This window comes from Microvirga ossetica (assembly GCF_002741015.1).
In the GTDB taxonomy this organism is placed as follows: domain Bacteria; phylum Pseudomonadota; class Alphaproteobacteria; order Rhizobiales; family Beijerinckiaceae; genus Microvirga; species Microvirga ossetica.
Genome location: NZ_CP016616.1, coordinates 538,942 through 565,109, shown reverse-complemented (window position 1 = coordinate 565,109; position 26,168 = coordinate 538,942). Strand labels below are relative to the sequence as shown.

General features: G+C 60.3%; 29 protein-coding genes and 2 pseudogenes. 17 read left to right on the top strand and 14 right to left on the bottom strand.

Going from position 1 to position 26,168, the window contains the following annotated elements; translation table 11 throughout:
- Window positions 1-42 precede the first annotated feature (42 nt).
- The 4 genes and pseudogenes from BB934_RS50810 to BB934_RS02470 all read left to right on the top strand — a co-directional run.
- Window positions 43-234: pseudogene (locus tag BB934_RS50810) on the top strand (helix-turn-helix domain-containing protein); the annotation flags it as partial.
- Window positions 174-1,112, top strand: coding sequence for an IS630 family transposase (locus tag BB934_RS02480; protein WP_418294744.1), 939 nt, complete (start codon window positions 174-176; stop codon window positions 1,110-1,112). The pseudogene BB934_RS50810 and the gene BB934_RS02480, both read left to right, overlap by 61 nt.
- Before the next feature lie 308 nt (window positions 1,113-1,420).
- Window positions 1,421-1,804 carry a hypothetical protein gene (locus BB934_RS02475; protein ID WP_099508209.1) on the top strand — a complete coding sequence of 128 codons (384 nt, stop codon included), beginning with the start codon at window positions 1,421-1,423 and terminating at the stop codon, window positions 1,802-1,804.
- Between the two features lie 164 nt (window positions 1,805-1,968).
- Window positions 1,969-2,478, top strand: coding sequence for a glutelin (locus tag BB934_RS02470; RefSeq protein ID WP_099508208.1), 510 nt, complete (start codon window positions 1,969-1,971; stop codon window positions 2,476-2,478).
- Window positions 2,479-2,722: 244 nt separating this feature from the next.
- Here BB934_RS02470 and BB934_RS02465 read toward each other — a convergent pair whose 3' ends face one another.
- The 3 genes from BB934_RS02465 to BB934_RS02455 form a co-directional block, all read right to left on the bottom strand.
- Entirely contained in the window at window positions 2,723-2,974 is a 252-nt protein-coding gene (locus BB934_RS02465) for a hypothetical protein (protein ID WP_099508207.1), read from the bottom strand.
- A gap of 134 nt (window positions 2,975-3,108) precedes the next feature.
- Window positions 3,109-3,366, bottom strand: coding sequence for a hypothetical protein (locus BB934_RS02460; RefSeq protein WP_237050150.1), 258 nt, complete (start codon window positions 3,364-3,366; stop codon window positions 3,109-3,111).
- A gap of 97 nt (window positions 3,367-3,463) precedes the next feature.
- The gene (locus tag BB934_RS02455) at window positions 3,464-4,003 is read right to left on the bottom strand and encodes a helix-turn-helix transcriptional regulator (RefSeq protein ID WP_237050149.1); all 540 of its coding nucleotides are present in this window, start codon (window positions 4,001-4,003) and stop codon (window positions 3,464-3,466) included.
- A gap of 257 nt (window positions 4,004-4,260) precedes the next feature.
- Here BB934_RS02455 and BB934_RS02450 point away from each other — a divergent pair, with 257 nt between their 5' ends.
- On the top strand, window positions 4,261-5,943 hold the full coding sequence (locus BB934_RS02450; protein ID WP_099508206.1) for an arylsulfatase: 1,683 nt from the start codon (window positions 4,261-4,263) through the stop codon (window positions 5,941-5,943).
- Between the two features lie 171 nt (window positions 5,944-6,114).
- On the opposite strand, the gene BB934_RS02445 is transcribed toward BB934_RS02450, so the two are convergent.
- Window positions 6,115-7,296, bottom strand: coding sequence for a S1C family serine protease (locus tag BB934_RS02445; RefSeq protein ID WP_099508205.1), 1,182 nt, complete (start codon window positions 7,294-7,296; stop codon window positions 6,115-6,117).
- A gap of 430 nt (window positions 7,297-7,726) precedes the next feature.
- Between BB934_RS02445 and BB934_RS02440 the strand changes: the two genes are divergently transcribed.
- The 5 genes from BB934_RS02440 (at window position 7,727) to BB934_RS02425 (ending at window position 9,986) form a co-directional block, all read left to right on the top strand.
- Complete coding sequence (locus BB934_RS02440; RefSeq protein ID WP_099508204.1) at window positions 7,727-8,218, top strand: DUF992 domain-containing protein; 492 nt, start codon at window positions 7,727-7,729, stop codon at window positions 8,216-8,218.
- Window positions 8,219-8,347: 129 nt separating this feature from the next.
- Window positions 8,348-8,650 (top strand): alpha/beta hydrolase, encoded by a 303-nt coding sequence (locus tag BB934_RS48370; protein WP_162299136.1) that lies wholly within the window; start codon window positions 8,348-8,350, stop codon window positions 8,648-8,650.
- Window positions 8,647-8,745, top strand: a complete 99-nt coding sequence (locus BB934_RS50145; RefSeq protein WP_162299135.1) for an alpha/beta hydrolase — start codon at window positions 8,647-8,649, stop codon at window positions 8,743-8,745. The genes BB934_RS48370 and BB934_RS50145 overlap by 4 nt, the downstream gene beginning before the upstream one ends.
- A 213-nt stretch (window positions 8,746-8,958) precedes the next feature.
- Window positions 8,959-9,390, top strand: a complete 432-nt coding sequence (locus BB934_RS02430) for a PRC-barrel domain-containing protein (RefSeq protein ID WP_099508203.1) — start codon at window positions 8,959-8,961, stop codon at window positions 9,388-9,390.
- Window positions 9,391-9,599: 209 nt separating this feature from the next.
- Window positions 9,600-9,986 (top strand): response regulator, encoded by a 387-nt coding sequence (locus BB934_RS02425; protein ID WP_173909415.1) that lies wholly within the window; start codon window positions 9,600-9,602, stop codon window positions 9,984-9,986.
- Window positions 9,987-10,042: 56 nt separating this feature from the next.
- On the opposite strand, the gene BB934_RS02420 is transcribed toward BB934_RS02425, so the two are convergent.
- Window positions 10,043-10,777, bottom strand: a complete 735-nt coding sequence (locus BB934_RS02420) for a PRC-barrel domain-containing protein (protein WP_099512596.1) — start codon at window positions 10,775-10,777, stop codon at window positions 10,043-10,045.
- 322 nt (window positions 10,778-11,099) lie between these two features.
- On the opposite strand from BB934_RS02420, the gene BB934_RS02415 reads away from it, so the two are divergent.
- The 3 genes from BB934_RS02415 to BB934_RS02400 all read left to right on the top strand — a co-directional run bounded on the left by BB934_RS02415 (window position 11,100) and on the right by BB934_RS02400 (window position 14,627).
- Entirely contained in the window at window positions 11,100-11,321 is a 222-nt protein-coding gene (locus tag BB934_RS02415; RefSeq protein ID WP_099508202.1) for a DUF2934 domain-containing protein, read from the top strand.
- Window positions 11,322-12,153: 832 nt separating this feature from the next.
- Complete coding sequence (locus tag BB934_RS02405) at window positions 12,154-12,963, top strand: alpha/beta fold hydrolase (protein ID WP_099508200.1); 810 nt, start codon at window positions 12,154-12,156, stop codon at window positions 12,961-12,963.
- A gap of 11 nt (window positions 12,964-12,974) precedes the next feature.
- The gene (locus BB934_RS02400) at window positions 12,975-14,627 is read left to right on the top strand and encodes a PAS domain-containing hybrid sensor histidine kinase/response regulator (RefSeq protein ID WP_173909414.1); all 1,653 of its coding nucleotides are present in this window, start codon (window positions 12,975-12,977) and stop codon (window positions 14,625-14,627) included.
- A gap of 572 nt (window positions 14,628-15,199) precedes the next feature.
- Here BB934_RS02400 and BB934_RS02395 read toward each other — a convergent pair.
- From BB934_RS02395 to BB934_RS02370, 7 genes are all read right to left on the bottom strand, one after another.
- On the bottom strand, window positions 15,200-15,880 hold the full coding sequence (locus BB934_RS02395; protein WP_099512595.1) for a spermine/spermidine synthase domain-containing protein: 681 nt from the start codon (window positions 15,878-15,880) through the stop codon (window positions 15,200-15,202).
- Window positions 15,881-16,067: 187 nt separating this feature from the next.
- Window positions 16,068-16,208 carry a hypothetical protein gene (locus BB934_RS48525; RefSeq protein WP_173909413.1) on the bottom strand — a complete coding sequence of 47 codons (141 nt, stop codon included), beginning with the start codon at window positions 16,206-16,208 and terminating at the stop codon, window positions 16,068-16,070.
- A 41-nt stretch (window positions 16,209-16,249) separates the two neighbouring features.
- Complete coding sequence (locus tag BB934_RS02390; RefSeq protein ID WP_099508198.1) at window positions 16,250-16,555, bottom strand: hypothetical protein; 306 nt, start codon at window positions 16,553-16,555, stop codon at window positions 16,250-16,252.
- A gap of 330 nt (window positions 16,556-16,885) precedes the next feature.
- Window positions 16,886-17,095 carry a hypothetical protein gene (locus BB934_RS02385; RefSeq protein WP_099508197.1) on the bottom strand — a complete coding sequence of 70 codons (210 nt, stop codon included), beginning with the start codon at window positions 17,093-17,095 and terminating at the stop codon, window positions 16,886-16,888.
- Between the two features lie 151 nt (window positions 17,096-17,246).
- A complete protein-coding gene (locus BB934_RS02380) occupies window positions 17,247-17,456 on the bottom strand; it encodes a cold-shock protein (protein ID WP_099508196.1) in 210 nt (69 codons plus the stop codon).
- 935 nt (window positions 17,457-18,391) lie between these two features.
- The gene (locus BB934_RS02375; protein WP_162299134.1) at window positions 18,392-19,252 is read right to left on the bottom strand and encodes an ABC transporter substrate-binding protein; all 861 of its coding nucleotides are present in this window, start codon (window positions 19,250-19,252) and stop codon (window positions 18,392-18,394) included.
- An 824-nt stretch (window positions 19,253-20,076) separates the two neighbouring features.
- On the bottom strand, window positions 20,077-20,322 hold the full coding sequence (locus tag BB934_RS02370) for a hypothetical protein (RefSeq protein ID WP_099508194.1): 246 nt from the start codon (window positions 20,320-20,322) through the stop codon (window positions 20,077-20,079).
- Window positions 20,323-21,141: 819 nt separating this feature from the next.
- On the opposite strand from BB934_RS02370, the gene BB934_RS02365 reads away from it, so the two are divergent.
- The 3 genes from BB934_RS02365 to BB934_RS02355 all read left to right on the top strand — a co-directional run bounded on the left by BB934_RS02365 (window position 21,142) and on the right by BB934_RS02355 (window position 22,240).
- Window positions 21,142-21,342, top strand: a complete 201-nt coding sequence (locus BB934_RS02365) for a hypothetical protein (protein WP_099508193.1) — start codon at window positions 21,142-21,144, stop codon at window positions 21,340-21,342.
- A gap of 242 nt (window positions 21,343-21,584) precedes the next feature.
- The gene (locus BB934_RS02360) at window positions 21,585-21,788 is read left to right on the top strand and encodes a hypothetical protein (RefSeq protein ID WP_099508192.1); all 204 of its coding nucleotides are present in this window, start codon (window positions 21,585-21,587) and stop codon (window positions 21,786-21,788) included.
- 203 nt (window positions 21,789-21,991) lie between these two features.
- Window positions 21,992-22,240 (top strand): hypothetical protein, encoded by a 249-nt coding sequence (locus BB934_RS02355; RefSeq protein ID WP_099508191.1) that lies wholly within the window; start codon window positions 21,992-21,994, stop codon window positions 22,238-22,240.
- 495 nt (window positions 22,241-22,735) lie between these two features.
- On the opposite strand, the gene BB934_RS02350 is transcribed toward BB934_RS02355, so the two are convergent.
- Entirely contained in the window at window positions 22,736-22,948 is a 213-nt protein-coding gene (locus tag BB934_RS02350; RefSeq protein WP_237050148.1) for a phage major capsid family protein, read from the bottom strand.
- A gap of 1,458 nt (window positions 22,949-24,406) precedes the next feature.
- On the opposite strand from BB934_RS02350, the gene BB934_RS02345 reads away from it, so the two are divergent.
- Complete coding sequence (locus tag BB934_RS02345) at window positions 24,407-25,075, top strand: hypothetical protein (protein ID WP_157933980.1); 669 nt, start codon at window positions 24,407-24,409, stop codon at window positions 25,073-25,075.
- Window positions 25,076-25,327: 252 nt separating this feature from the next.
- Here the strand turns inward: BB934_RS02345 and BB934_RS02340 are convergent.
- Window positions 25,328-25,990: pseudogene (locus BB934_RS02340) on the bottom strand (recombinase family protein); the annotation flags it as partial.
- Window positions 25,991-26,168 lie beyond the last annotated feature (178 nt).

Sequence of the window (26,168 nt, the reverse complement as noted above, 5' to 3'; positions counted from 1 at the left end):
AACGGATGCTGTCTGTGATTCCATCTCATAGTTTGGTTCGGGATGCGGATCATGGCGGGCAAATCCCCTGTTGTCGCAAGCGCCGCGCAGCGGCGTGAGCTCATGGCTCTCAGCCACTCGCGCGATCGGGGCGAGGCGGATCGGGCGCGGGCGCTCCTGCTGACCCTGGCGGGCTGGACGAGCCCGCGGATCGCCGAGGCCTTCGGCGTGCGCGAGGATACCGTGCGGCTCTGGCGCAGCGCTTTCATGACGGGTGGGGTCGACGCGCTGCGGCGATCCGTTGCCCCGGGACCGGCACCGGTCAAGGCCGAGCGGGCGCTCGCGGTGGCCGAGGCGGTTCTGGCGGGATCGGTCGCAAATCGCCCCAACTGGACCTTGCCGCGGCTGGCCGACGAGATCGAGAAGCGCTCCGGCGTGCGCATCTCGCGCTCACGGCTCTCGGTCGTGTTGCGCCAAAAGGGGATTTCCGCTGGCGCCGGCCGCGCCATACCCTGAAGGGCCGCCAGGATGCAGACGCCGTGGACCGCGCCGGCCTGCGCCGCAAGCTCCTGAAGGCGCAGGCCGAGGCGGGCGATATCGTGCTCTTGTTCGGGGATGAATCCGAAGCGCTCACCCACCCCTATCTCGCCCATGCTTGGGCCAAGAAGGGCGCGGATCTGCGCATTCCAGCGCCCGGCCAAGCCGCCAAGGTGGCGATGCTCGGTCTGCTCGACTGGGCCCCGCGGGACCTGATCGTGCGCACCAGCCGGAGCAAGCGCAGTGCCGATTTCATCGCGCTGCTGGACCAGATCGACACGCAGTATGGCCCAACGTCCGCTCGTGCGACGAAGCCGATCGTGCTCGTCCTCGATAATGGCCCGATCCACACCAGCAAGGCGACGCGCGCCGCCCTCGCCGAGCGGGCGCCCTGGCTCACGGTCGAATGGCTGCCAAAGTACGCTCCCGAACTCAACGCCATCGAAGAGCTCTGGCGCGATCTGAAGCAGCATCATCTTGCTCACCAGACTTTCGCGGGTCCAGAGAACCTCGATGATGCCATCCACGAGGCGGTCGCGATGCTCAATTGCGAGCGAAGTCGCCATCCGTTGGCCAACCACCGAATCGCTGCTTAGCGTTTTAACCCGGCATCAGCCAACTCGGACATCCAAGCTCTGTCGCTTCTCGGTCGCATGTCCGCACGAACAGCCAGTGTGTCTTCGGCCGCGGTCCCCCCGGCCCGCCGGTTTCGGGCGCGCCGTCGACCCGGTCGTCACGTCGAAGGAATCCTCGCGTCGGTATCCGCGTCATGGTCGGACAAGTCCTCCTGTCCCGGTCGGTCAAGTCATTGTCCTGTTCTGTCAAGCTGGGCGCCCGCTTTCGTGCGAAGCTGCTGGCGTCGGAGTCATTCCTGTCGCGATCACGGGCCACCAGGAGAGAAGCAATGCAATTCCCATCGATACTGACGCTTGGCGTGATCAGCCTTGCCCTGGCCGCGTGCCAGACCCCGCAACAGGCGGTCCAGAGCAAGGAGAACCTGCTGGCGGCAGCCGGGTTCACGCTTCAGCCGGCCAACTCGCCCGCGCGGATGGCCGCCATGAAGAAGCTCCCGCCGAACAAGTTCGTCCGTCAGACCTCGGGCGGGACCGTGGTCTATGTCTACGCCGATCCTGCCGGCTGTCAGTGCGTCTATTTCGGCAACCAGACGGCATGGTCGAATTATCGTGCCGCCGTCTTTGCCAAGCAACTGGCCGATGAGCAGCAGATGACCGCGATGATGAACCAGGACGCCTTCGACTTCGGACCGTGGGGTCCTGGCTTCTGGTAGGTACCCCGCGCTCCGATGCGCTGAAGTCTCACCTGCTGCGAGGAACAGGGCTGTCGCGCCACAGACGATCAGCAAGCCCAAGTCATATAGTGCGTTTCCTTGATCCGGTCGCTTATTGGTCACTTATTTAGGTGTATAGCGATGATGTATTGAAGGAGGGTGTGATGGCCGTCAGACCTATCTTGGTTCTGGTCCTGGTCTGCGGAGCCGGGCTCATAGGCTCGATCGTTCGACCGGCCGACGCCGCAGCTTTCATCTGCCCGGACACCATGACGTCGGATGCGCCAAGGAATGCTCCTCCCCTGAGTGATCTTTACTCGGGAGCAAATAATCTCGCTGGAGGCAACCGTGTTGGCGAGCTCGTGGCTGATCTCCGCAAGAGCGGGATGAAGCCCGCTCTCATCGTCGACCACCTGGTTGGCGCCTATTGCCCGCTTGTCGCAAACGACGGCAGCCTCTCGGACAAGCAGAAGGCCGACCATGTTCGGCGGTTCGCGCGGCAGGTGACGGGATTGGCCTACGGATCGTCAGACCAGGGCGAGTTGGATGTTCTCGTCGACGTGCCCTTGATGCCAACGCTGCTTGGCCAGGTGGACCAAGCGGCGGCCGGCGCCGGGATGTCACGGGACGCCTGGATCGAGCGGGCGATCAAGCAGCAGTTGACGGTGCCGTAATGCAGTGGCCTCGATTTCGACCTCGTGCCGACGCCATGGCCAAGCGGGCCTGAGGCGCCTGCATCGCAGCACTCTGAGCCGCGGCATCTGCATGGGCCGACTCAGTCCGGCCAGCGACGTCCTCGATCGCAGGAACGGGCTTGATCATGGACCGGATCGTAGGATCAGGGATCGCCCTCGTGACGATGCTCCTTCTCTTGGCTGGCGTATCGTTCGGCGCGGCCCTCTGGGTCCGCACGATGCGCTAGCAATCCGAGCAGATCCCCTTATCGACCTCACGGTCGATCCGACGATTCTGCCGTTCCATCTGTCGGATCGCGGTCGCATCGTTCGTCGAAAAGTCGTTCCGCGGTTGCGTCACCGCATCCCGCTCGAGGGTTTGCTCCGTCGGGATGACGATCTCACCATCGCGGACGGGAGGCCTGGGATCCTGAGCCCAGCCCGGCGTGGCGGTCGCAAGTATCCCGAGTGCGGCGAGCAATATGAAGCGTTGCATTGCCGTCCCTCCTGTCCTGGAAGCCGTTGCACAGCCAGTTTGCCACCAGCAGCAGGGAGCCGCTTGACAGAAGTAGACAGGGGCTTGACCCGTGTCGACTTGCCGGTCTTTTGCCGACAGTGCATCGCCCGCGATCAGAACCGGGCGCTGACGCCGAGGATCGGTCCATGCTGGAGCATGTCGAACTCGTAGCGCTGCCGGCCCTCGCCCTGGACATAGTCGACATAGAGCGCCCGATAGCCGATCACGCCCGAGAATTTGATTCCATTGTAGGTGCCGAACTCGAAGCCGTAGGCGCCGATGGCCTGCCAGGAGAAATCGCTGCCGACGCCGAAGCCGCCGATGTCGCCGCGCAGGAGGAGTTCATGGCCCGGCGCCACAGTATAGCGCATCCGGGCGCCGATCACGGGATCGAGCCAGTCGACGGATCCGGGTTTGTCCGTGAATGCTGATTTGCCGATATGATGATCGGAACGCGGGCAGTCGCCGTCAGCGCGAGCGAGGGACCGTTCGCTTCCTGGGGAGCTTCCGGCTCCGGGCATGGCTCACCCGCCAGGCCGAGGGAGGCTGCCCCGACCAGCGCCGGAAGGCCCGCGTGAAGGCGCTCGGTTCCGAGTACCTCAGCATGACCGAGATCTGGTCCAGGGCGATGTCGGTGTTGGCCAGCAGGTCACGGGCGATCGCGAACCGGACCTCGTCGGCGATCTGCTGGAACGTGACTCCCTCGCGGGCCAGATGCCGGCTCAAGGTGCGGTGGTGCATCGAGAACTGGCGCGCGATCTCAATTGAGGTGCAGGGCCCCTTCAGCAGTTCGGTCTCGAGCACCCGGCGCAGGTCCTCGCTGAAGCGGCTCGAAGCGTTGCCTGTCCGTGACACGGCGTCCACATCGCGTCTTGAGGTCATCGCCGTCGGCCGAGGCCGGCGAGCCCCCATCGTAGCCGCGCCGCGCCCGTGCGCTTGATCGATCAGGACGTTCCGTTGACAGATCCGGACATCCGGCTCCGACGGCCGCACTTCGAGCGCGGGCATGATGGGATCGGCACCCCGCTCGCGGCGTCGGTGGATGCGATCCGGCGGAGGCGGCATCCGGGAGGGCTGTCTGGAAGTGTCAAGTCGGTGTCCGGCCCGGTCAAGCAGGCCTTCCTCCACACGCCTAGGATGACCGTCGTATTGCCGCGAAGATTTCTTGCGTGCCGCGTTGGTCGTCAAACCTGCGCCATCCGTCGCCCGCCGGGTTCGGCTCCGCTCCCGGTGCGGTCATGGGCATGGCTGCCATGGAGATCCCCATGAGACAAAAGTTGCTCACGCTTTGCCTGTCGTCGGCCTTGCTCGCGGGTTCGGCCCTTGCCGCCTCCGCCCAGGCCCCGCCCAACCAGGCCCCCGGCAAGCGGCCGAACGTCGTCATTCTGATGACCGACGACACCGGCTGGAACGATTTCGGGGCCTATTCCGGAGGCGGCGCGGCTCTCGGCCATCCGACCCCGAACATCGACCGTATCGGGCGGGAAGGCGCAGTCTTCACGAACTGGTACGGCCAGGCGAGCTGCACGGCCGGACGCGCTTCATTCATCACGGGACGCATCCCGATCCGCTCGGCGCTCTCGATCGTGGTCGCCCCCGGCGACGAGAATGCGCTGCGCAAGGAGACGCCGACGATTGCCGAATTCTTCAAGCGGAACGGCTACTCGACCTACTTCTCGGGCAAGTGGCATCTCGGCGACAAGCCGGAATCGTATCCGATCGAGCACGGCTTCGACGAGATGAAGGCGTTCGCGGCCTACTATCCCGGCGTCTATACCTACAGCGATACGTCGAAGTGGTTCCACCCGTGGTTCCCCTCCTACAACGCGGAATTCTCGCGGGGCTACTTCGACGTGGTGAACATGTTCGAATGGGAGGGCGTGGCGGGCCAGCCGGCGACCAAGGTCGCGACCATCAGCTATGACTACCTCGCCGAGTTCGACGTCCGGCAGACCGACTATGCGGTCGACTACATCAAGGCGCATGCCAACGACGACAAGCCGTTCTTCATGGACGTCAACTTCATGAAGATGCACAACCCGACGAACGCCTCCGCGAAGTTCGCCGGCCGGTCGCGGCTGGGCGACTATTCCGACTCGGTGATGGAACTCGATGACGACATCGGCCGCATCATGGACGCGATCCGGGCGGAGGCGCCGAACACGATCGTCGTGCTGACCGCCGACAATGGCGCCTGGCAGGACGCCTATCCCGATGCCGGGACCACGCCGTTCCGCGGCGAGAAAGGCAGCGCGTTCGAGGGCGGCTGGCGCACGCCGGGCCTGATGTGGTGGCCAGGCCACATCCCGGCCGGCGCGAACTACCACGAGATGATGTCACACATCGACTGCTGGTCGACGCTCGCGGCAATGACCGGGCTCACGCCTCCGCCGCACGGAGCCTGGACCGGCGACGACGGCAAGCCGATCTACTTCGACAGCATCGACAACAGCGCCTACATCCTCGGGCAGGCCCCCCATTCGGCGCGCCGGTCATGGATCTACATCGACGGCGAGAGCTTCATGGGAGCGCGCGCGGACGTGGCCGGCGATCCGGCCAATCCAGATCTCAACATCGCATGGAAGTACCTGTGGACGGCCAAGGACACCTGGCTCGGGCCCGAGCAGAACCTGGGCGCGATCGGCTCGGTCTACAATCTGACCATGGACCCGTTCGAGAAGTACGACATGACGTTCAACGGCGCGATGTCGTCACGGATGGCGACGTCCTCGCCGGGCAAATATGCCGGGCAGGACAACGGCTGGGTGCTGGCCCTGATCTACCCGGTCCTGATCGATTTCGACAAGTCGATCATCGAGTATCCGAGCATCAAGCGGTACCCGGGCGGAGCCTCGAACGATCTCAGGCCCGATCTCCAGCGTCCGGACAATCCGGTCCCGTTCCTCGATCTGAGGAACCCGCCTCGTGTGAAGTCCGGCGGTGGCTAGCTTCCTTCCGTGGCAATCGGGCGGGGCGCGCATCACATGCGTCCCACCTCGGTCAGCCTGATGCGGCCACCGACAGGATGGCTTGTTAGGGGTTAACCAGCCTGTCGGTGGCAAGCACACCAGCTCCTCGGAAGGGAATGAGAGGCTGACATCCAACCGATCGCCGACGGGTTACGCCTTCGGCTGGGCTCCGATTTCGACGGTCACCGTCCGCTCCTGGCCCTGGCGGAAGAGCGTGAGCGACACGGACTTGCCCGGGGCCACGTTCGCGATCTTCCGCGCCACGTCCTTGGCATCGCCGATCCGTTCCCCGTCCACGGCGACGATGGTGTCGCCGATCCGGACGCCCGCCTTGGCCGCAGGGCTGTCCTTCTGGGCCTCGGCCACGAGGACGCCCTTGGGCTCTTTGAGGCCGATGGCCTCGGCGAGCTCCTTGGTCATCGGCTGCATCTGCACGCCGATGAAGCCGCGGGCCACCTGGCCGCCGTTCTTGAGCGAGGTCACGATCGTGTCGACCGTGCTGGCCGGGATGGCGAAGGCGATGCCGACATTGCCGCCCGACGGCGAGAAGATCGCCGTGTTCACGCCGACCACTTCGCCCGCGAGATTGAAGGTCGGACCGCCCGAGTTGCCCTTGTTCACGGGAGCGTCGATCTGGATGTAGTCATCATAGGGGCCGCTGCCGATATCGCGGTGCTGGGCCGAGACGATGCCGGCCGTCACCGTGCCGCCGAGGCCGAATGGATTGCCGATCGCCATCACCCAATCACCGACCCGTGCCTTCTGGGGCGCGAGGCGAACATAGGGGAAGTCGTTGCCCTCGACCTTCAGCAGAGCAAGATCGGTCTTGGGATCTGTGCCGATCACCTTGGCGTCGTAGGACTTGCCGTCATCCAGGGTGACCTCGACTGCCGACCAATTCTCGATGACGTGGTTGTTCGTCACCACGTAGCCGTCGGCCGAGATGAAGAAACCGGAGCCCATGGACTGGCCGAACTGCTTCGGCTGCTGGCTCGGGCCCTGCTGGCCGTCGCGGAAGAAGCGCTCCATCGGGTGACCCTTGGGCAGGTCGGGGGTCGAGAGCCCCGGGCCGTCTTGATCGCCGTCGCGGCTGGCCACGTTCTGGACCTTCACCTTGACGGACACCACCGCGGGCTTCACCCGCTCGATCACGTCGGCGAACGATGGGGCGCCCTGCACGGGCTGCGCCATGGACCGCAGTTCCGCATGAGCCTCGTTCGGAGCGATGAGCCCGGTCTGGACCGCGCCGCCGGCAATGAGGGCAGCCACGGCGGCGGCGCCGAGCCACTTGGCGGTGCGCTTGTGGGCGCGACTGGAATTCACGTTTGGCATCTGGTCTTCCTCCTTGAACCCCTCGGGTTCGTCATGAGACCTGGATGCCAGAGCCGCCGTTACGGCGTCCTGACGCAGACATGAAGACTTCGTAAGACTGGAGTGGTGTCGCCCGAGCAACGCGCTGTCTTGCGATTCGGCCATTGGAACAATGTCCACATAAACCGGTGGGGTGCGCAAAGGCTTGTCGAACACAAAATTCACCGAATTCGCTTCGGTTGCCGATGCGTGTCTCGATATGTCAAGCCGATGGCTCGGAAGGTCAAGCAGATGGTGTAGGCTGATAGTACCGAATTCTTTCGACCACGCCGTAGGCACGTTGATCGTCTATTGGACCGCGTTGAATAGAACAGCAAGAGACGACAACGAAACCCGCAATAGCCGATCCCTCACAATTGACGACCAACCCCGTGAACATGGAACGCCTGTTATGATCCTTGCAAATAAACTGAACATTGCCGCGCTTGCCCTGAGTGCCGCCTTCCTCGCGTCGGCGGCACCCGCTCTTGCGCAATCCTCCGTCAGAGTCGGGACGCTCGCCTGCGATGTCTCGGCCGGTATCGGCCTGTTCGTCGTCCAGAAGCAGACCCTTCGCTGCACCTTCACACCGAACGGAGGCGGACTCGTCGATGCTTATACCGGCAAGATCGACGAGTTCGGTGTTGCCCTTGGCGAAGTCGCGGCGGGACATCTTGTCTGGGGCGTCATCGCCGCAGCGCCGGGACTGCCCAAAGGTGCACTGGCAGGAACCTATGCCGGCCTCGGCGCTGAGGCCACGCTTGGCGTCGGGCTCGGCGCAAATGTGCTCACCGGCGGCACGGGGCGTGCGTTCTCGCTACAGCCCATTTCAGTCGAGGGGCAAACCGGTCTCAACATCGCCGGTGGTGTGACGACCGTGACGCTCGTGGCGGCCAATCTGTAAATCGTTGAGGACGACCCACTGGTGCGCCTCGCTGGATGAACCACACGGTTGGCGGAGATGTTGTTAATACCGCGCAGCGCCCGGAGCAGATCGGCAAGGACAAGTCATCGGCACAGCGTCCTTTCTGCCATGGTTTCAGCGTCCATCCGGGCCATCGCCGAGACCAGGGGCCGGGGGAAGGTCCACTTCATCGCGCATAGCCGCGGCACGGACGTGCTGGGCCCGGCGCTCCAGCAGCTCGGCATCAAGTCCTACATTGCGCGGACTTCGGCGTCCGAGCGCCTGTGGATTGCCAGCGTCGTCCTGTTCGCGCCTGACATCGACCTTGACGTGGCCTCGTCCAAGATCTTCAGCGCGGTCTTCGACCCGACCTGTCCTACGGCTCGATGCGGCGGCCCTTCTGAGCCTTCCCGCCGGGGAACCTGCACGTGACCGTCTATTTGTCGCCGGGCGACAAGGCGTTCGGCCTGTCGGACCTGCTGTTCGGAAGCGTACTCCGCCTCGGACAACTCGCCCCGGCACAGTAGGCTCCCGTATTCCATATGCTGATCGCTCCCGGCGTAAGAACCGCTTATGGCACGGGGCTGACCTTAGCCGTACTTCCGCACTGCTGGGATGAGCAGACCTTCGTTCAGGCCTGCGGTACTACCGAGCTTGACCCGCTGCGGACCTTGGCGCTGTCCATCGCATCGGCCGGAACGGCTCCTTCAGGGCAGCGTTGCCGCTGAGAGGAGAGCATCATGCCGACGAGACTGCCTAACGAGACACCGCTGCGCACACCTGGATCAATGGAGCTCGACCCATCAGGCGAGGGCGTGGCCATTGAGGAGACGCGGCGCCTGATCGCCTCCAGCAAGGTTGAGGGTACGCCCGTGTTCAACCGGGCAGGCGAGCAGCTCGGGACCGTGTACAATTTCATGGTCGACAAGATCTCAGGCCAGGTCGCCTATGTGGTGATGAGCTTTGGGGGCTTTCTCGGCATTGGTGAGAGCTATCATCCGCTACCGTGGCGGGCACTGACCTACGACATCCGGCTCGGCGGCTATGTGGTCGACATCGACAAGGATCGGCTCGCCGACGCTCCCCGCTACGACGCCAACGAAGATCCGTTCAGGGATGATGAGTATGGCGCACGGGTGGATGCCTACTACAGGATCACGCCTACGTCCTGAACGCTCTAGCGCTCCCGGGGTCAGATCGACGTGCGCAGCGATGTGGGCGTGACGGTGACGATGTCGATCCCGGAGGCGTCCCAATAGGCGGCAGAACACAGTTCAGATGACGCAATAGGTGGTGCCGCGGATTGAGGCCGTGGGTCGCACCAGTCGATTAACATCGTGGCCTTAGGAACGAACGGGATCGATCCCCCATTCCATTTGGCATGCTTGAGAAAAAACCCGACATTCGCGCGCTCATTCTCGTTGTCGAGGACGAAGCTCTTGTCCGCATGATGCTGGCGGATGTGCTGGATGACGCTGGCTTCAAGGTCATGGAGGCAGCTCACGCGGATGAGGCGCTTCATATTCTCGCCGCCGTTCCTGACGTCCAGGTGGTCGTGACGGACGTGGAAATGCCACGCGGGAGCATCAATGGCTTCGAGCTGGCCCGCAGGGTGCGTGATGATCGACAGGATATCGGTGTTGTGATCGCATCCGGGCGCGTTGCCCCCGCACCCAGGGAGTTGCCGGACGGGGCCTATTTCGTCGAAAAGCCCGTGCGTCCCGAAAAACTGCTTGAGCTGATCCGAGCATTGCTCCTTCAGGACTGAGAGCGCCACGAACGAGCGGTCATGGCGCTGAGGCATGGGCGAGAGCCTGTACTCGGTTACGGGCGACCTGCAAAGAGCGCATCGTTCCGGGTGCGCCATGCGTCATCCGACAGCCACTTGTAATCCTGATCAGGCATGTGCGGGATGGCCCTTACCTTCGCCTCCGGCATGGGAAGAAAGAAGCTGTCGCGCTCCTGAGAGACCTTGAGGGACCGTATCGGCACGACGATGCTGTCCTTGCCGGGGGTGAAGAACCCTCCTGACGCCACGATCGCATAGTCGCGGCGGTCCTTCGTGCCGAACACGACGTTCCGAACTTCTCCCACGATTTTGTCGTCGGCACTTCGCACCTCAGCACCGATGATCTGGTCCGCCCGCAGGCCCGGAGCAAGCTCGTCAATGTGGATGAGCGGCTTGGCGTCCTTGTCAGCACGGCGCCCTTGAACGGCGCCCCGTTGGACCTTCGGCTCGCGCGCGCTCATCTGGGTGTCTGCATCCTCCTCGTCGTTGCCGCCCAAGGAGTTTATTGGAGGGCCGGCGAGAAGTTCGCGGATGTTGCCCAGGAGGCGCTCGCAATCGTCATGACGCCCGTAGGACCAGAGCGTGATCGCTGCGTCGCGCAAGTTGCGCAAGTCACGAACCGTCTGACGGTTAGCCTTCCCGCGAAGTTCGGGCTTTTGCAGGATAGCTTCTTCGAGTTTGGCGTCCGCGATCTGGCAGTCGGCGATCGCTTGCGTAATACCGAGCACGCTGAGGAGAGTAACCGCGAGGAGAATTCGTGCCGATTTCATCATTGGTCCGATCTGTAGGAAAGGCTGGTTGCCAAGCAGAAGCCGCCCTCTGGCGCCAGCCATACATGTCCGGAGCTCTAAGCTGCATCGCGGCGTCGGCAGAGTTTATATTGTCACTCCACGAGTGATGCTGCGCCAATGCGAGCATTGTGCTCAAGAAAGCCAATTTATAGAAGAAGCTTTATCTATGTATCATACATACTTTCGGTACCAATGATATCTAAAAATACTTTAATTATATTTATAATACTTCCTATCTGCCATCGATAAGCCATCGTGCGGATCGTATCCTTCTGGAGGGGAACGAAGGAAGGACAGTGATATGGAACAGCATGCCGATGAGACACAGGACCGGGTAAGACAGCGCGCCTACGAGCTTTGGGAGCAACACGGCAGCCGCGAGGGCCATGAGACAGAATTTTGGCACCAAGCCGAGCGTGAGCTGAGGGGCGAGGCGAGCCGTAGCGACACCAGCAGAGGCGTCAGCGCGAATTCTCCTTCGGCGAGGAGCGGTTCCGGATCGGATGGTCCAGGCAAGGTGTAATGACCGAAAGCGCGCAGAGGTTCATGTTGGGCGAAATGGTCCGCAACATTCCTCCGCGTCATCGTTGCGACTGGTCCACGCGCCACGCGTTTTCTGGCTTATGATCCCGACAAGTCGTCGGGCCCTGGCGTGCCCGCCCCGATGTGACAAAACCTCCGATTCCTGGCCACCGCTCCTGAACCGCGCGGGCCAGTGCAAGGCCATTCATCGAGCTGGGGCATCCCAGTGTCCGTGACGACAGCCTGCACATTCGGGTGGGCCTGAAGGACGGTCACAGCCTCGAAGACCTTGAACCCGGTCTCGTCAAGGAAATCGGACACAAACATGCGCACCAGGGTCTGGTCCTCGACGAGGATCCCCATGCGAGGCTCGGAATTTGGCATTAGGGTGAGTTCTATTTGCAGCGGCACACGACAGCAACGGGAGGCGGCTGAACTTCGTTCCTTATCCTTCTGAGTTGACGCGGTTCTCTAAATACGCCCTGCCTCCTAAGTCCTGGGAGCCCACTTCCATAAAGGGTATCACGCGAAATTCGCGGCCTTTATTCCTAACGCGCGCGGGGGCTGCGGCGGCGGCTCCAGAGCCCAGAAGGTCTCTTAATCGCACTTCTCGGAAGTTGACCCGACCCGAACCTTGGTGGGCTGTCTTGAGCCATGAACACGGGCTCCAAGGCCCGTGAGGGCTCGCTTGATGCCGAGTGGCTGATGTAATATTCCGTGTGTTGAAAATGGGAGTAGGCACACCTAAGTAGGCCGGCTGAATCGCAAAGCTTGCGGCCGGTCACTTGACGAAACAACCCTACCGACGGTCTTTGGAATTCCATGGAGTACCCATGTCTGCCGTTCTGACCCGACACAATGTTAAGGTTCTGGGCCAGGGCGAGCAGCCCATGATCTTTGCCCATGGCTACGGTTGTGATCAGAACATGTGGCGCTTCATCACCCCTGCTTTCCAGGATCGTTACAGGATCATCCTCTTCGACCATATCGGGCATGGGCAGTCCGACGCGACGGCGTTCGATAGGACAACATACGCCTCGCTCAAGGGCTATGCCGACGACGTCCTGGCGATCTGCCGCGAGTTGAACCTCGAGAACGCCATCTTCGTCGGCCACTCGGTCAGTGCCATGATCGGGGTTCTGGCCGCCATCGAGGACCCCGAGAGGTTCGACCGCCTCGTTTTGATCGGCCCCTCACCACATTACATCAACGATGGCGACTACGTCGGTGGGTTCAAGCAGGAGGACATCGAAGGCCTGCTGGACTTCCTCGACAGCAATCATCTCGGCTGGTCGAGCACGATGGCTCCGGTGATCATGAGCAATCCAGACCGCCCTGAACTCGGCGAGGAACTCACCAACAGCTTCTGTCGCACGAATCCCGAGATTGCCAAGCACTTCGCGCGCGTGACCTTTCTCTCGGACAATCGGGCTGATCTTCCCAACGTAAAGACGAGGGCGCTCATCCTCCAGTGCTCGCAGGATGTGATTGCTCCCGAGGTGGTCGGGCGCTACGTGCATCAGAGCCTCCCGGGCAGCGAGTTCGTCCTGATGAAGGCTACAGGCCATTGTCCGAACCTGAGTGCACCTGAGGAGACGATTGCCGCCATGGACGCCTTTCTGCGCGGTTCAGCCTCCAACTAGACGGCGACCGAGTGAGCATAGACCCAAAGGCGTTGACCGAAAGCCCGGAGGAACTCTACGAGAGCGCCCCCTGCGGCTATCTCTCGACCCTGCCGGATGGCACCATCATCAGAGCCAACCAAACCTGCCTCACCTGGATCGGCATGGAGCGACAGGACCTCGTCGGCCACAAGTGCTTCCAAGACCTTCTGAGCATCGGCGGCAGGATCTTCTACGACACCCATTTCGCGCCGCTCCTGCGGATGCAGGGCTTTGTGAATGAGATCGCCTTCGATCTGATCTGCGCCGATGGCCGCTCCTTGCCGGTTCTCGCCAATGCTGTCCAGAAGCGGGACGCAGACGAGAATCCTGTCGTCAACCGCATCACCCTGTTCACTGCCACCGACCGGCGAAAGTACGAGCGAGAGTTGCTTCGCGCCCGCCGGCAGGCCGAGCAGGGCGCCGAGGAACTCAAGCGCCTGAACGAGACCCTAGAAGAGAGGGTGACGCACGAGGTCGCCGAGCGGCTGAAGGCCGAGGAGGCGATGCGCCAGTCCCAGAAGATGGAGGCGGTGGGCCAGCTCACGGGGGGCGTAGCGCACGACTTCAACAACCTGCTCACGGTCATCAAATCGTCGACTGATCTCCTCAAGAGACCGAACCTGTCGGAGGAGCGGCGTGCCCGCTATGTCGGCGCCATCTCCGATACCGTGGACCGCGCCGCCAAGCTCACGGGCCAGCTTCTCGCCTTTGCCCGGCGCCAAGCCCTCAAGCCTGAGACGTTCGATGCGGGGCAGGCCGTTTGCATGCTCAGCGACATGGTCAGCACGCTGACGGGGGCACGTATCCGGATCATCACACACCTGCCCGACGAGCCTTGTTTCATCAGCGCCGATCCAAGCCAGTTCGACACGGCGCTGATCAACATCGTGGTCAACGCGCGCGACGCGATGAACAGTGAGGGCCGGATCACGATTACGGTGCGGCCAATCGAGGAAATGCCCGCCATCAGGAGGCATGCGGCGGTCATGGCCCCTTACGTGGCACTTTCGATCGCCGACACCGGCTCAGGCATCCCTGCGGATCAGATTGATCGGATCTTCGAGCCATTTTTCACCACAAAGAGCGTTGGCCAGGGCACCGGCCTCGGACTGTCCCAGGTATTCGGGTTCGTCAAGCAGTCAGGGGGACAGGTGATTGTCGAGAGCGAGGTCGGCCAGGGCACCACGTTCACGCTGTACCTGCCCCGTGCCACAGCGCCGCTCGGAGTGGCGGCTACAGAGGAAGAGCCTGTCGAAGACGGGTACGGCACCTGCGTGCTGGTAGTCGAGGACAACCGGGACGTCGGCACGTTCGTGACGCAGACGCTGGCGGAGTTGGGCTACCGCACGACGTGGGTCGAGAGTGCACAAGCCGCGCTGGACGAGCTAGGGATGTCTCCGGGCGCCCATGAAATCGTGTTCTCGGACGTGGTGATGCCGGGCATGAACGGTGTGGAGTTGGCCCGCCACGTGCGACGGCTCTATCCCGATCTGCCGCTGGTGCTGACAAGCGGGTACAGCCAAGTGCTTGCTGAGGGCGGGCACGGGTTCGAGCTGTTGCAGAAGCCCTATTCCGTTGAGGCGCTGTCACGCGCGCTTCGTAAGGCGTCACAAAAGTTGCGCAAGCAGTTACAGGCCAAATAGCTCAATCCTCTGGGGGCTATTCGAAAAGCTTGAGGTCTGGCTTCGGCTCACTATCCAATTCCTTATGCTCCAACCTCTGCCCCAGTCCGATGCTTACGGCCCGACGCTCGTAGTTATGAATGCTATACTTTGACCATGCTTCGGCGGGGAAAAGCATCAAGGCAAGCAATCAGCATGAAAGTTGTGTGATGGCTCTAATAGGGGACGAGGGACACGTGGCTTTGTCTCTCTAGTGGTTAAATTCAAGGCTTGGTACCAGCGGCCAGTTCCGACGCTTTGGGTGGAGGCGGACATCCCCTTATTCTCTATGTACGATCGGATCTTGCCCCAAGACCTCCAGATCGAGACCCCTCTCATGACCTTGCGAGAGAAGAATGGTCCTATCGGCGATCACTGAACAGCATGACTGGAGACGACGCCGTGCAGGCGCGGTTCCACCCCTAACCTCTGATCAGATTTCTAGTTCTGGTACGAAGCTTCCGTTTGCACCTTCCGTTCTGCATTTAAGCAGGGCATCGCGGATTGGGTGCCAGGTGTTAGATTCTAACCACTACGGTGAGCCTGCGGGAAGGTTAGCTACCTTGTTTGGTCGCAATCCAAATAGTGTGTCTTGCGTCCCCACGTGTTCCGTTGGCGCGAACACCTACCTCATCCACACCAAATCCCGCCTTGCGCAGTTGCCGGGTGAAGGCTTTATTCGATGTTGATGACCACACAGCGAAGATGCCACCAGGCGTCAGCGCTGTCCGAGCTGAGCTAAGTCCCGACAAGTCGTAGAGGCTATCATTTGCCTTGCGTGCCAGCCCCTCGGGTCCATTGTCAACATCCAGCAGGATCACGTCGTACGCGGACCGGCTCGATCTTATCAGACCGCGGACGTCCCCTGCGAAGATGCTGACGCGCGGATCGGTGAGACTGTCGCCGAATACTTCGGCCATGGGACCTCGGGCCCATGCCACGACGGCGGGCACCAGCTCAGCCACCGTGACCTGAGCATCGGGTCCGAGTTCAGCCACCGCAGCGCGAAGCGTAAAGCCCATCCCCAACCCACCGATAAGGATCTGTGGTCGTTGGCGGCCCTGAAGTCTCAGACAAGACAATCTGGCGAGCGCCTCCTCGGAACCACTGAGGCGGCTATTCATCAGCTCGTTGCTGCCCAACATGATGGAGAACTCGGCCCCACGTTTCTTGAGGCGCAACTCGCCGCTGCCGTTCGGGACTTTTGCCGTGTCAAGTAAGACCCAGGGAATCATGAAAAGCTCTTCAGGCGGCATTACCCATTTTGCAGGACCATACACGGTAGAATGCACTTGTCGGGGAGGCCGATCAATGGACACACGCTTATCCATCCCTCTGGCGAGCGCGTCACATTCTCTTGCTCATGATCTTGTCCAATCAATGCGTCGAGCAGGGCCGTTCACAGGGCGATGCGAGAGAGTTCTATCGCTTGCCGCCGGATAGTTTCGCGGGCGCCCCGCCTTTGCCCTGGATTGCGAAGGGCGAGGTCGGGATTGCATCCTTCGGCTTGTCCTTCTTCGGCTTCTTTGCCTCGCGGTTGCCGCGTTGTTCGCCTCTAGCCATGGCTGGTCTCCATTGCCTGTCAGTTCGTGGGTGAGATCATCTCAATCGTGAGCCGACTTGTCGAGCAAATGGTCGAAGTCGGCCAGCACGCGGTCGATCAGCTTGCGGCGGCGTAGATCGCTTGCATCCAAGCTCTGCGCGAAGAGGCCAAGCAGATAGCGTGCCTTCTCGACCGCCTCTGCCCAGTCGGCGGCGGGTGCGCCTGCCAGCAGGTCTTCGAGTTCGACCTGTCTCGTGCGCAGTGCTTCCTGGTCGGCTTCGACCTCGGACCGGAGACGGCGAAGGTCAGTTGCCTTCTGAGCCGCCATGCCTCGATGAGCATCGAGATTGGTCGGTTGATCGGCCATCGTCTGGTTCCTCCGTGTCCGGTACCCGCGCGTCCACTGGTAAGTCGACCACCTAAGCGCGTTCGATCAGCCGGCGGGCCAGCGTCTTGACCAACCGCTCATTCCGTCCAACGGATTCAGGCGTCACATGTTGCCATTGATGTGCTCGAAGCGACCAGCCGATGTCCGAGAGGCTCTTACGGCCAAGCAGGCTCGCCCGTAGGCGTCAGGATCATAAACTGCCGTGAAGCCTTCATGCCGACGCGGGCGACGTACAGGATCCCTCATCTCGTCGAAGCAGTGCGACCGGATCGTAAATCTGGGATCCGCGGAAGAAGTGCGCACCGCTGGTCAAATAGCCGATGCCTTGGCTGCGATCTCGCTTTCACGCACGGCGCGCTCGCCGAAGCCGGACGACTTGACGCGGTACGAGACTTCACCCGTCTGGTCGGCCGGCATGAGACGCGTCACCTCGTAGATGCCGCTGGCACTTGCACGCTTATCCGAAATACGCGGATGGGTGATGCGGACCAACTGATGAACCTGATACTTATGGGACATTCATTCCTCCTGGAGCTTAACTGTCATGGGGCAGGGTAACGTGGGTAACCGCTGCTGGCTGTTAGCCGGTACAAACGAAAAAACCGCCCCACGGGGGAGCGGCTTCAAGGCTTAGCGGCGCAGGTCTGTATCCTGCGTCAACCATCGGCGATTACGCCATCTCGATGTTGTTCACGGCGATCTTGCCGGAGCGGCGGTCTTCGGCCGTATCGAAGGAAACCTTCTGGCCTTCGACGAGGCCGCGCATGCCGGCGCGCTCAAGAGCGGTGGCGTGAATGAACACGTCTTTGCTGCCATCATTCGGCTGAATGAAGCCGAAGCCCTTCATGTCGTTGTAGAATTTAACGGTGCCCATAACCATTGGGGTAGCCTTTCGCGATTGCTGTAGATGCACGTGAGCGAAGGCGCGCAAAAGCGCGGCTTCAACTCGGTTCGTCGATGTAATGGTAAGAAAGTTCGAACGTGCGCCTGGCAATGCCGAAAGCGAAACGACCCGATTGTCCGGCCAAAATCCGATAAAGATGTTATAGGTGGTTTCTTTAACAATAGCAAGCGCTGCCCAATATTTCATTTGACTTAGACAGAAATTGATAGCGTTCGACGCGATCGAGAGACAAAACTTTCTTGGCCGGGACCGCGGCTGCTGGGTATTATTAAGCCCATCCCAAGGCTCTGTCTCACCTTAGGTCACTGGAGGTGCCACTTTGTGCAATCAAAGGCATTCCAACTTGGATGCTACACCTACTGCGAACCGGGAATGTCGCTTTCTGGCACGACGCGGAAGTAGACTGAATGTCCGCTCAAGCAGGGAGCACCGGACCTTCATGCCGAGCAGTGAATTTCCTCGGATGACCCATTCCGGACCATCCTGTGGTTAGGGCACATTGATCCCATTGGCACGAAGGTTCATAAGTCCGTTCCGCGACGCCGCTTCCCTTGCCGTCCTCTGTGGAACCGCCCCGTCGCGTGGGAAAATGCTTCGCCTGAGATACGATGGTTGCCCTGCAAGAGGACCGTGCGGAGGCAGCTATGATGTCTTGGCTTGCGTCTGGAGCATCGCCCCCTGCTGCTCCCCAACCAGGCGGGGAGAGATCGAGAAAACGTGCTCATCTCGGCCTCTCCCTCGCCGAGCATTCGCGCGTATTTACGCGCTGGCTGAAGCCAGCTTCGAAGCGAATTTACTGATAGTCGGCGCGGCCTACCTCAAAGCCGCAGGAAGACTTCCCGAACACTTCAAAACGGGATCCATACCACCGGTTATGCGAAATTGCGTAGACGGTCCTCCCGCGCAAGGGTCTATTCAATGACCTCATCAGCGCTGGCGAGGACCGCGACTGGGATCGCGAGACCGAGGGCCCTCGCAGTCATCAGATTGACGACCGTGATGAACGTGCTCGGCCGCTCAATCGGAAGGTCCTCAACTCGGGCTCCCTTGAGGATCTTGTCCACATAGGCTGCACCCCGCGCAGCAAGAGCTGGAACGGATGGCCCCATGGCGAACAGGGCGCCGTCCCGAGCGTAGTTCTGGTGTGAGGATGTCACCGGCTTCCGGTTCGCCATTGCAAAGCGCAGCACCCGCTGTCGAACAGGAGGGTCAACCGCGATCCGCGGATCATCAGCGACAAACAGCGCATCAACGTTCTCCGACAGCGCTTGTGCAAGAGCTATGTCGATATCCGCAAGTCCACCTGCTTCCAGCCGAACCAGCGTAGCATCCAGTCTTCCCACCCTGGTGAGGGCTGCTGGATACTCCCGTTGCCCGGGGTTCCGGGGATTGACTAAGATTCCGATACGTCGCACCGCAGGAGCGATCTCAATCAGCACCGAAAGACACTTGGCGTCAATTTCAGGTGAAGTCAGCACAACTCCAGTGACGTTCGTGCGTGGCTGCGCCAGGGTTCCTCCTGCCAGTTCGTACAGGACGAACTCACCGGCAGGGCCGACGACGACGGGAATGGTTCGCGTGGCTGCGGCAGCGGCTACGGCCCCCGCGTTGGTGTTTGTGAAGAGAACACGGGGCTCCAAGCTGACAAGTTCAGCGGCCAATGTCGGCAGACGTCGCTCATCGCCATCGGCAAACCGCTCGGCTAGTTCGATGTTACGCCCGGGCGAATACCCGAGATCGGTCAGGGCCCGTTTGAACGGCTGGTTGACCAAGCTGCTCTCGGCGCCATGCTGGGACGCGGGCGACAGGACGCCCACGAGCGGAGCTCTTTCTTGCGCATGAGTAGGTCCTATGAGGGAAGAGATGGCCAGCCCGAATACGACCTCCCGCCGCCTCATGTGATCGCCTCCGCATCGGATCACCTAAGGCTAATCTTAGCCCCTCCCAAGCAATGTGGCGAGGCCGGTTCCATAAACGACTTATCGGAAATTCGCGGCCGTGAAAGCCGAAAGCCCCGGATCTCTCCAGGGCTTAGGCTGTGGGCGGTACCTTACACCCGACTTGCACCGGGCCAGATCCCTCTCTCCACGCAGGCCGTCACGATGCGCCTGTCGTTAGCCGGCGTCAATTCACGCCCGCGCGACTATGGCCCAGGTGCTCCCACAGCTTTTGTTGGAATGCTTCGCCGACAACGAAACGCCCTGGCCAAGGAGAGTCGTGAACCCTCAGCCAGGGCGCCTTCCACGCTTCGGGGCGATGGAGCCTGATCGGGCTTATCCGCAGCACGCCCGGTGCAGGCATCATGGAACGGCCAAGGTAAAAATTCCGTAGCAGCAAGCGCCTTCCATACTGACGATTATGCGAAATTCCCGGCGAGTTTCTCACGTGTGGGCAAGAGCCAGAGCGCTCAAGAAAAGGGTCGCGCCCAGTCTTGTGACCGTGTTCGCGACCCTTGAGCCCGTATTTGCCCCTACGGGTCGGCTCCTGGAGCGCTCCTCGGAAGAGTGAGCGCTTTCTTTTTGTCGGATTAGATTTTCAGGAAAATTAGCCCCGCGCCTCGACCTATCCCATCCTGGAGTTTATGCGAAATGGCGAGCTAACAGCCGCCCCGCACCGCGACCACCTCACGGCCCTTCTCGGTCAGGATCGCCACGTTCCGGTTACCAGGGCTGAGCATGGCATATCCGCTGCTGAACAGCCTGTGCAGCGTTGGGGTGAGCGCAATGCGGGAATCCTCATGCGTCCAGGTATAGTCATCGGCTCGCTGTGAACGGTAAACGCGATGAGCGGCTTGCTGGTCAAGAAGCCTGAGCGTGCGCAGTTGCGCCTCACTGATGGTCATTCGTACTGCCCCTGGCCTAGTATTGGTTTTGTTGAAGACTCTTAAAACGCTATACCCAATGTACGAGGAGGGTCCTGCGAGGAAAGAAAAAGCCGTGCTCAGGGTCGATCCCCGAGTTCACGGCCTTGATCCCACATCTGCCCCCGCTGAATAGGAAGTTAAACTTCTAATATATTTGTTTTCTTGCCGCAATTGATTGATCAATGCTTGTGATCGTATGGCGATTCGGAGTTAATCAAAAGGTAGTAATTAGGCTTAAGCCCTTTGGCCTAGAAGGCGCGTTCAGGCCCAAGGTCCCTCGTCGCAAAAGTTCATCCTTGCAACCAAGGTGGCACGAGCGGGTCGCTGCCTATCACAGGCCCAATTCTGCCCCACGGGTCAGCACCTTCGAAGCGCCCCTTATGGGACGCTATTTCTTTAGCCGCCTCGCGCGAACAATGCTTCTCGAGTGAATGCTTTATGTGCTGGCTCGCGTCGCCAAGCGCGAGCAACCGCTCTGTGGCATGGCAAGTTGCCCCCACTACAAAGAAGGCGGCAAATGATCATGCGATAGGATGAAAATCAATACAGGAATCATGCGGCGCACAAGCGCATGAATCCTGGGTTTATACTGCCAGGCTTAAGGCGCCAGGATTTCCGCAGCCCGATCCGCTCCATAGGCCTGCTCTGCCGCTGCACGAGGCTCGGTCAGAACTCATCCGATGAGGTGAAAAGCTGGACGGCCTTGCGAGCCGATCCCGGCCCGCCGATGTGAAGAGGAATTCCGGGCGAGCCAGAGGCGGGCTAACATCTGTCCAGATCGTGATTCTGAAGGGGCAGATGGTGACAGCACTGCACGACAAGGAGATCGAGGCTAAGGCCCGCTCCATGCTGCGCGAGACGATCGAGCGCTCGGGCTGGTACCCGGCTCTGCATGGTCCGAAGCGCAAGCAGCTTATCGAGCGTGATGTGGAGCAACACTGGCACCTGATGACGACCGATGCGAGAAAGTGCTTGGAGCAGTGCCGGAAGAGCCCGTGAGCCTCCGCGATGTCAATTGAGGCTGTGCTTTTCCGAGAACCCAGGCCATGCTTAGGCTAAAGGAGCACTATGGAGCGCCTGCCTGATCCGCTACTCTAGGTCTGCGGCCTCTCATGGCTGGTTCTTAGGACCGCCCCGATCGCGAGGCCCGAACACCAGCCAATGTGGGATCTGCCTAGCTACGCCGGCGTCCCTGTTCAGCTGTATACTACCATCATGGGTTTGGTTGGAGGCCGTAGGCCATGCAGCAGCATTCCCATCATGACCAAGTGGCGGAGTATCGCCGGCAGGCGCAAGAGATCCGGACCATGGTTCAGAAGCTCTCGATCGACGAGGCACGCGAGCAGCTCCTTGAGACAGCCGAGCGCCTTGAGAGGCTGGCGGAGGAAGAGGAGCATAAGGTTCAGGCGAACAACTCCCGGCCAAAGCGTCAACCAGAAGCATAGTTTCAGTAGCCAGTCTGTGAAAGCCGCTGCCTCAACCGCAAAAAATCGAGCAGCGGGCTGCCAGTTTCCGACAACCCCTGATAGAATTATGGTGGTTGTATGTTCGGTAACGGCGTATAACAGGCTATCGCCGGCTTGAATGATCCGGGCTCCGACGGCTGGGAGATGCGTGTGCTTCCGCCGGCAAGGCTTAGGAGGTTCCTATGCCCCATTTTTATGACACCTGCGCAGGACACATTGAGGGTCTCTATCTGCCTCCCGTCGCCTGGGAGGTGCTGCGGAGAGAGAATATCCAAACCCTTGACCAGCTCAGGGCGAATGCCGACCAGCTTGAGCAGTTCGATGGCATTTCGGTCAGGATCGCGCAGGTGATCAGACTAGCGCTCGCCTATGTCGCCCCCTTCGAAGAGCAGACAGCGAGCACAACGCATTATGACTCGTGGAGCGCGTAGTTCCGATCTGTATTCTCGTTCACGATTGCGACCATAGGGTCTGTAGCTCCTCGCTGATGTCGGGAATGTCTGCCAGGGCGGTGTTCTGCGCCCTCTTCGCGGCCCAGTAATCCTTCCAGGCCTGGTGTCTCTACGGGTGGGATCGTTTGGCTGTATCGGCCGCCCTTCCATGCCCCATTACGCTCGCCAGCTGGCGCACCGCTGCCAGGCGCACCACCATGGAGACGGCACTGGCCTTGCCTGGAGCCGGAGAACGCCTGCACGGCTCTCCTGAGCGGGTTTTTGCGCCACATTGGCGGGTTCCGGGGTCATTCATGGGGTTGGCATGGGGTTGGTCCGATACAAATTCTGAAATTTGCGGCGTCGCGTGTTTTTGGATGGGCGCCGGTCCGGAGCTTGAAGTATCCTGACCTTCGAGGCCGCCCCCTCGGGTGAGGACATGCATCATGCGACAGCCCACGATGCAGGAGATCAAGTGCCGGAAGTATCATTCAGCTAATGACAACTGGGCGGGAGCGAGAGCAGGGCCTGCCGCTCGAACGCCACGTCGCCGCTCAAGATCTGCAAGTCTTCCTTTAAGGCAAGGCCATCAAGGGGTTCTGTATCAATGATGCCCATAAGCTGGGGCAAGTCATCGAGCATTTGGCGGGATGCCTTGGTCCAGTGTGCAATGACCCGGGCCGGCACGTTGTCCAGTTCGAACTTCATGTCGGACTCGGGCATCAAAGCCGTTTCAGCCACAGTCGCAGCGCTACTTCGCCTCTCATTTCATTGGTCTCAACGCGGAATGCGTTGTCTCAGTTGTACTCCCTCAGCTCTGGCACTCGGTGCACCTACCCATCTGCAGTGCTGAACCCTCGGCGTGACCTCGTTCTCGTTGAAGGCCCCAGAGGATTGGACCCAGCGCCAGCTCAATGATCAGTTCAGGAAGCGCGAGAGCCAGGTGACAAACTTTTCGCGCGGCGCTGCCACTTTACGGGCTGAGGTGCCAAACTCAGCCCGTCTTCACACAGAGGTCCCAACGCGGAATAACTAAGAGCACCCGGTCGTCCCACCGCAGTAATAATAGGGGGTCAGGCATATTCGTGTGTATGTAGAATGGCTTAGCTCTCCGCATATTCCGTAAGTCTTATTCCAACCAGTTTAACACGGAGTAGGGAACTCGATGGATTGTAACCCCCTGATAAGCCAGAGGTTTTGTTGATTTAGATCGTCAAACGACAGTCGCAGATGTCGAGAGTTTAACCAGTCATGCAGCCTGTGAAGGCGACTCCCGTGGCTTCAGGGATCGATCTGAATGAACTCAGGCCATAATGTAGAATGGGCAGCCATCCGAGGTCGCCTTTGTCAACAAGCTGTTGGCAAATTTATCCTCGATGCTGTGCCGCCTTCTCAGAAGACGTGAAACGCTCTGGTGGCCTATCGCCAGCCGATTTGAAGCGGCAATATGGACGTTCAAGAAGAATTGGGGAGGCACGGCTTGTCCCCGTAGCTACCGCCACGATCGATCTTCAGGGCCATACGAGTTCTCCGCGGAAAGCTGACCTAGAGGGACGCAGGGAACGGCTAGACGCCCCCGGCATCCTCTTAGGCAAGGCAGCCATTGAGCGGCGTCCGAAGCCGGAAGGAGATACTTTTGTGGTCCGCGTAGTGGCATTAAGCCTTTTACCAATCGATCAGCCGCCCACTCGGTTACCGGGCACAGCACTTGGTCAACTCGAAAGCTAAAGCTTTCGAACGGTGCGCTCAGGGCTCATCAGAGGTCAGGAGAAACTCTCGCGCAGGCACAGTACCGGCGGCTCGCTTAGGATCGCACCAATTGTGAACCTGCCAGCCGGCTCACAGGTTACATTTGAGACACGTAGTTGTAGTTCTCTATCTCATTCGAGATACGTCTCACTGCTTAGCTCCGTTCGTCGCAGACTTTAAGTAAAATCGTCAATCACATTTCAGACATGTGCCAATATTTTCTATGCTGTTGGTTGCATCGCATCACTTTTTAACTGTCATCGCGGCCCATTTTTTGATTTAGAACGTTGTCCACAGAGGATAAGTCGTTCACGCTGGCGTAGTGTTTACGATTCATTTTAAGGAGAGCTGGGGTTCTTATTCTAACTGTTGAGATCAAGGGCAATTATTTGCTCGTGGTGAGCTAGGAGTTTGACGGTGAAGTCGCTGTTGAAGGGTATGGATGGTCTTGAGGCGCCCCGGCAAACTGAGGCTACAATGCCGCTCAACATAGCGGCCGCGAAGATCAAGGTGCGGCCAGGCACCCTGCGTACGCTCCTCGCGAACGAAGGCAAAATCAGGCCCGAGAAGCGAAAAGGGGTTTATGTTCCGGTCCGATATGATGACGCGGAGCGGCTCGCGACAGATTATGCTGACTCGGTGGCTTTCGCCGGGATCGAACCTATCCTTGGAGTGGGCCGCAAGATTGCTATGAGCCTCCGCGATGCCGGTAAGCTGCCCGTTTGGATTCCAGGTGGAAAGATGGGCGACAAGCACCGGTACATCTTTCGTCGGAAGGATATCGAAGGATGGGTCGACGGCTTAATGGGCGATGTCGTTGAACTGGATGCCGTGCCCGAAGGATGCATTGCCCTCGCTGAGACCCCACTCAAAATCAAGGTACCTACCGAAGTGCTGGTTGACGCAATTAAAGAGGGAAAGGTGACACCCGTAGGTCGACTGCGAGGAAAACCGAAGTTTGGTGGGACCATTATCAAGAGGACTGATGCATTTGCAATTCGCCCCGAGGAAATCACCCGCAAGCTCAGTGAAAAGCGCGGGGGCGCACGGGGACCGTATAAAAAGCGCGAAAGGAAGGAGGGCTAAACGACCCTCCTGACCTCTATTTCTTTCTCACGGTTCAAATTTTATCGGCTGCCACCGAACCACGTCTTGGCAATGTTCCGCTGCTGATAGCACTTGGAGTGGTTGGGTGATCGTGTCAGGACTCCCCACAATGACGACCTGCTTCCCGGTCTTCGTCTCCACCGTATAGAGCCATCACGGATCGAGGAGGCGGGACAGGGCTAATGGGATGATAGGATGTAACGCTCTTCTATAGCGAGTTCAAATCAAAAACTATTCCCTTTTTATAGGAGGGGAGGGCTGAGAGATGTTAGACGGTATCAGTCCCAAGTGACGTGCCTTATCCAACTGCCGCTTTACGGACGACGCGGACCATCTGCTTCCGCCCCGTGGCGTCCGCTCTCGCATCCGTTCCAGCCGGGCACCTATATCTCGGAGTGCAAGATCGGGATCTGTCATCGCAATACCCGCGATCAGAACTGGCAGCCGGTCGTCCGCATTCCGGCGTGGAGCGGGTTTGAGCACGCTCGAATCTGCCATGCGCTCTGACACCATTTTGCCGACCGCTCGGCGTAGCCGCTCTACGGTCCAATCTTGACCTTTGGCGTTGAGAACACGGACAACATCATGCCACGTGTGTAAAGGCCGCATCTGCCGCACAGTTGGTATCCATCTGTCGGCCGATGAGAGGAGCTTGTTTAGATACCCGTTCTGGTGAGCCGCAGAGAGCTTCCGGAGTGTCTCGGGATCGCGATTCACAATGCGGGGGTTCCCTAGTGACTTGCCCTTAGCTTTGGCTGCTCTAAGGCCCGCTTTCGTGCGTTCGGAAATCAAGGATCGCTCCAGCTGCGCTACGGCACCGAGGACTTGAAGCGAGAACATGCCCTGAGGTGTTGAAGTGTCGATCGGATCCTGAAGAGACTTGAAATGGGCCCCTTATATGGGCCGATACGTCAGTCAAGTGCTGGTCGCAGATGTTGCCGTGATCTCCGAGGTTGAGCCCGATGGCGCTCATGCGAACCGGTCGTCCGCATCACCTTATATCCGGTTGGGCCATAGCCCTGACCATGATCCCGCATGCGACGGGCACGGGCTCCAAGGTGAGCGCGACCAT

Bases quoted from the DNA above. Each gene is read 5' to 3' on its own strand.
- BB934_RS02475 (WP_099508209.1), top strand. From the start codon at position 1,421: ATGCAATTCCCATCGATACTGACGCTTGGCGTGATCAGCCTTGCCCTG.
- BB934_RS02470 (WP_099508208.1), top strand. From the start codon at position 1,969: ATGGCCGTCAGACCTATCTTGGTTCTGGTCCTGGTCTGCGGAGCCGGG.
- BB934_RS02465 (WP_099508207.1), bottom strand. From the start codon at position 2,974: ATGCAACGCTTCATATTGCTCGCCGCACTCGGGATACTTGCGACCGCC.
- BB934_RS02460 (WP_237050150.1), bottom strand. From the start codon at position 3,366: ATGCGCTATACTGTGGCGCCGGGCCATGAACTCCTCCTGCGCGGCGAC.
- BB934_RS02455 (WP_237050149.1), bottom strand. From the start codon at position 4,003: ATGCCCGCGCTCGAAGTGCGGCCGTCGGAGCCGGATGTCCGGATCTGT.
- BB934_RS02450 (WP_099508206.1), top strand. From the start codon at position 4,261: ATGAGACAAAAGTTGCTCACGCTTTGCCTGTCGTCGGCCTTGCTCGCG.
- BB934_RS02445 (WP_099508205.1), bottom strand. From the start codon at position 7,296: ATGCCAAACGTGAATTCCAGTCGCGCCCACAAGCGCACCGCCAAGTGG.
- BB934_RS02440 (WP_099508204.1), top strand. From the start codon at position 7,727: ATGATCCTTGCAAATAAACTGAACATTGCCGCGCTTGCCCTGAGTGCC.
- BB934_RS48370 (WP_162299136.1), top strand. From the start codon at position 8,348: ATGGTTTCAGCGTCCATCCGGGCCATCGCCGAGACCAGGGGCCGGGGG.
- BB934_RS02430 (WP_099508203.1), top strand. From the start codon at position 8,959: ATGCCGACGAGACTGCCTAACGAGACACCGCTGCGCACACCTGGATCA.
- BB934_RS02425 (WP_173909415.1), top strand. From the start codon at position 9,600: ATGCTTGAGAAAAAACCCGACATTCGCGCGCTCATTCTCGTTGTCGAG.
- BB934_RS02420 (WP_099512596.1), bottom strand. From the start codon at position 10,777: ATGAAATCGGCACGAATTCTCCTCGCGGTTACTCTCCTCAGCGTGCTC.
- BB934_RS02415 (WP_099508202.1), top strand. From the start codon at position 11,100: ATGGAACAGCATGCCGATGAGACACAGGACCGGGTAAGACAGCGCGCC.
- BB934_RS02405 (WP_099508200.1), top strand. From the start codon at position 12,154: ATGTCTGCCGTTCTGACCCGACACAATGTTAAGGTTCTGGGCCAGGGC.
- BB934_RS02395 (WP_099512595.1), bottom strand. From the start codon at position 15,880: ATGATTCCCTGGGTCTTACTTGACACGGCAAAAGTCCCGAACGGCAGC.
- BB934_RS48525 (WP_173909413.1), bottom strand. From the start codon at position 16,208: ATGGCTAGAGGCGAACAACGCGGCAACCGCGAGGCAAAGAAGCCGAAG.
- BB934_RS02390 (WP_099508198.1), bottom strand. From the start codon at position 16,555: ATGGCCGATCAACCGACCAATCTCGATGCTCATCGAGGCATGGCGGCT.
- BB934_RS02385 (WP_099508197.1), bottom strand. From the start codon at position 17,095: ATGTCCCATAAGTATCAGGTTCATCAGTTGGTCCGCATCACCCATCCG.
- BB934_RS02380 (WP_099508196.1), bottom strand. From the start codon at position 17,456: ATGGTTATGGGCACCGTTAAATTCTACAACGACATGAAGGGCTTCGGC.
- BB934_RS02370 (WP_099508194.1), bottom strand. From the start codon at position 20,322: ATGACCATCAGTGAGGCGCAACTGCGCACGCTCAGGCTTCTTGACCAG.
- BB934_RS02365 (WP_099508193.1), top strand. From the start codon at position 21,142: ATGGTGACAGCACTGCACGACAAGGAGATCGAGGCTAAGGCCCGCTCC.
- BB934_RS02360 (WP_099508192.1), top strand. From the start codon at position 21,585: ATGCAGCAGCATTCCCATCATGACCAAGTGGCGGAGTATCGCCGGCAG.
- BB934_RS02355 (WP_099508191.1), top strand. From the start codon at position 21,992: ATGCCCCATTTTTATGACACCTGCGCAGGACACATTGAGGGTCTCTAT.
- BB934_RS02350 (WP_237050148.1), bottom strand. From the start codon at position 22,948: ATGAAGTTCGAACTGGACAACGTGCCGGCCCGGGTCATTGCACACTGG.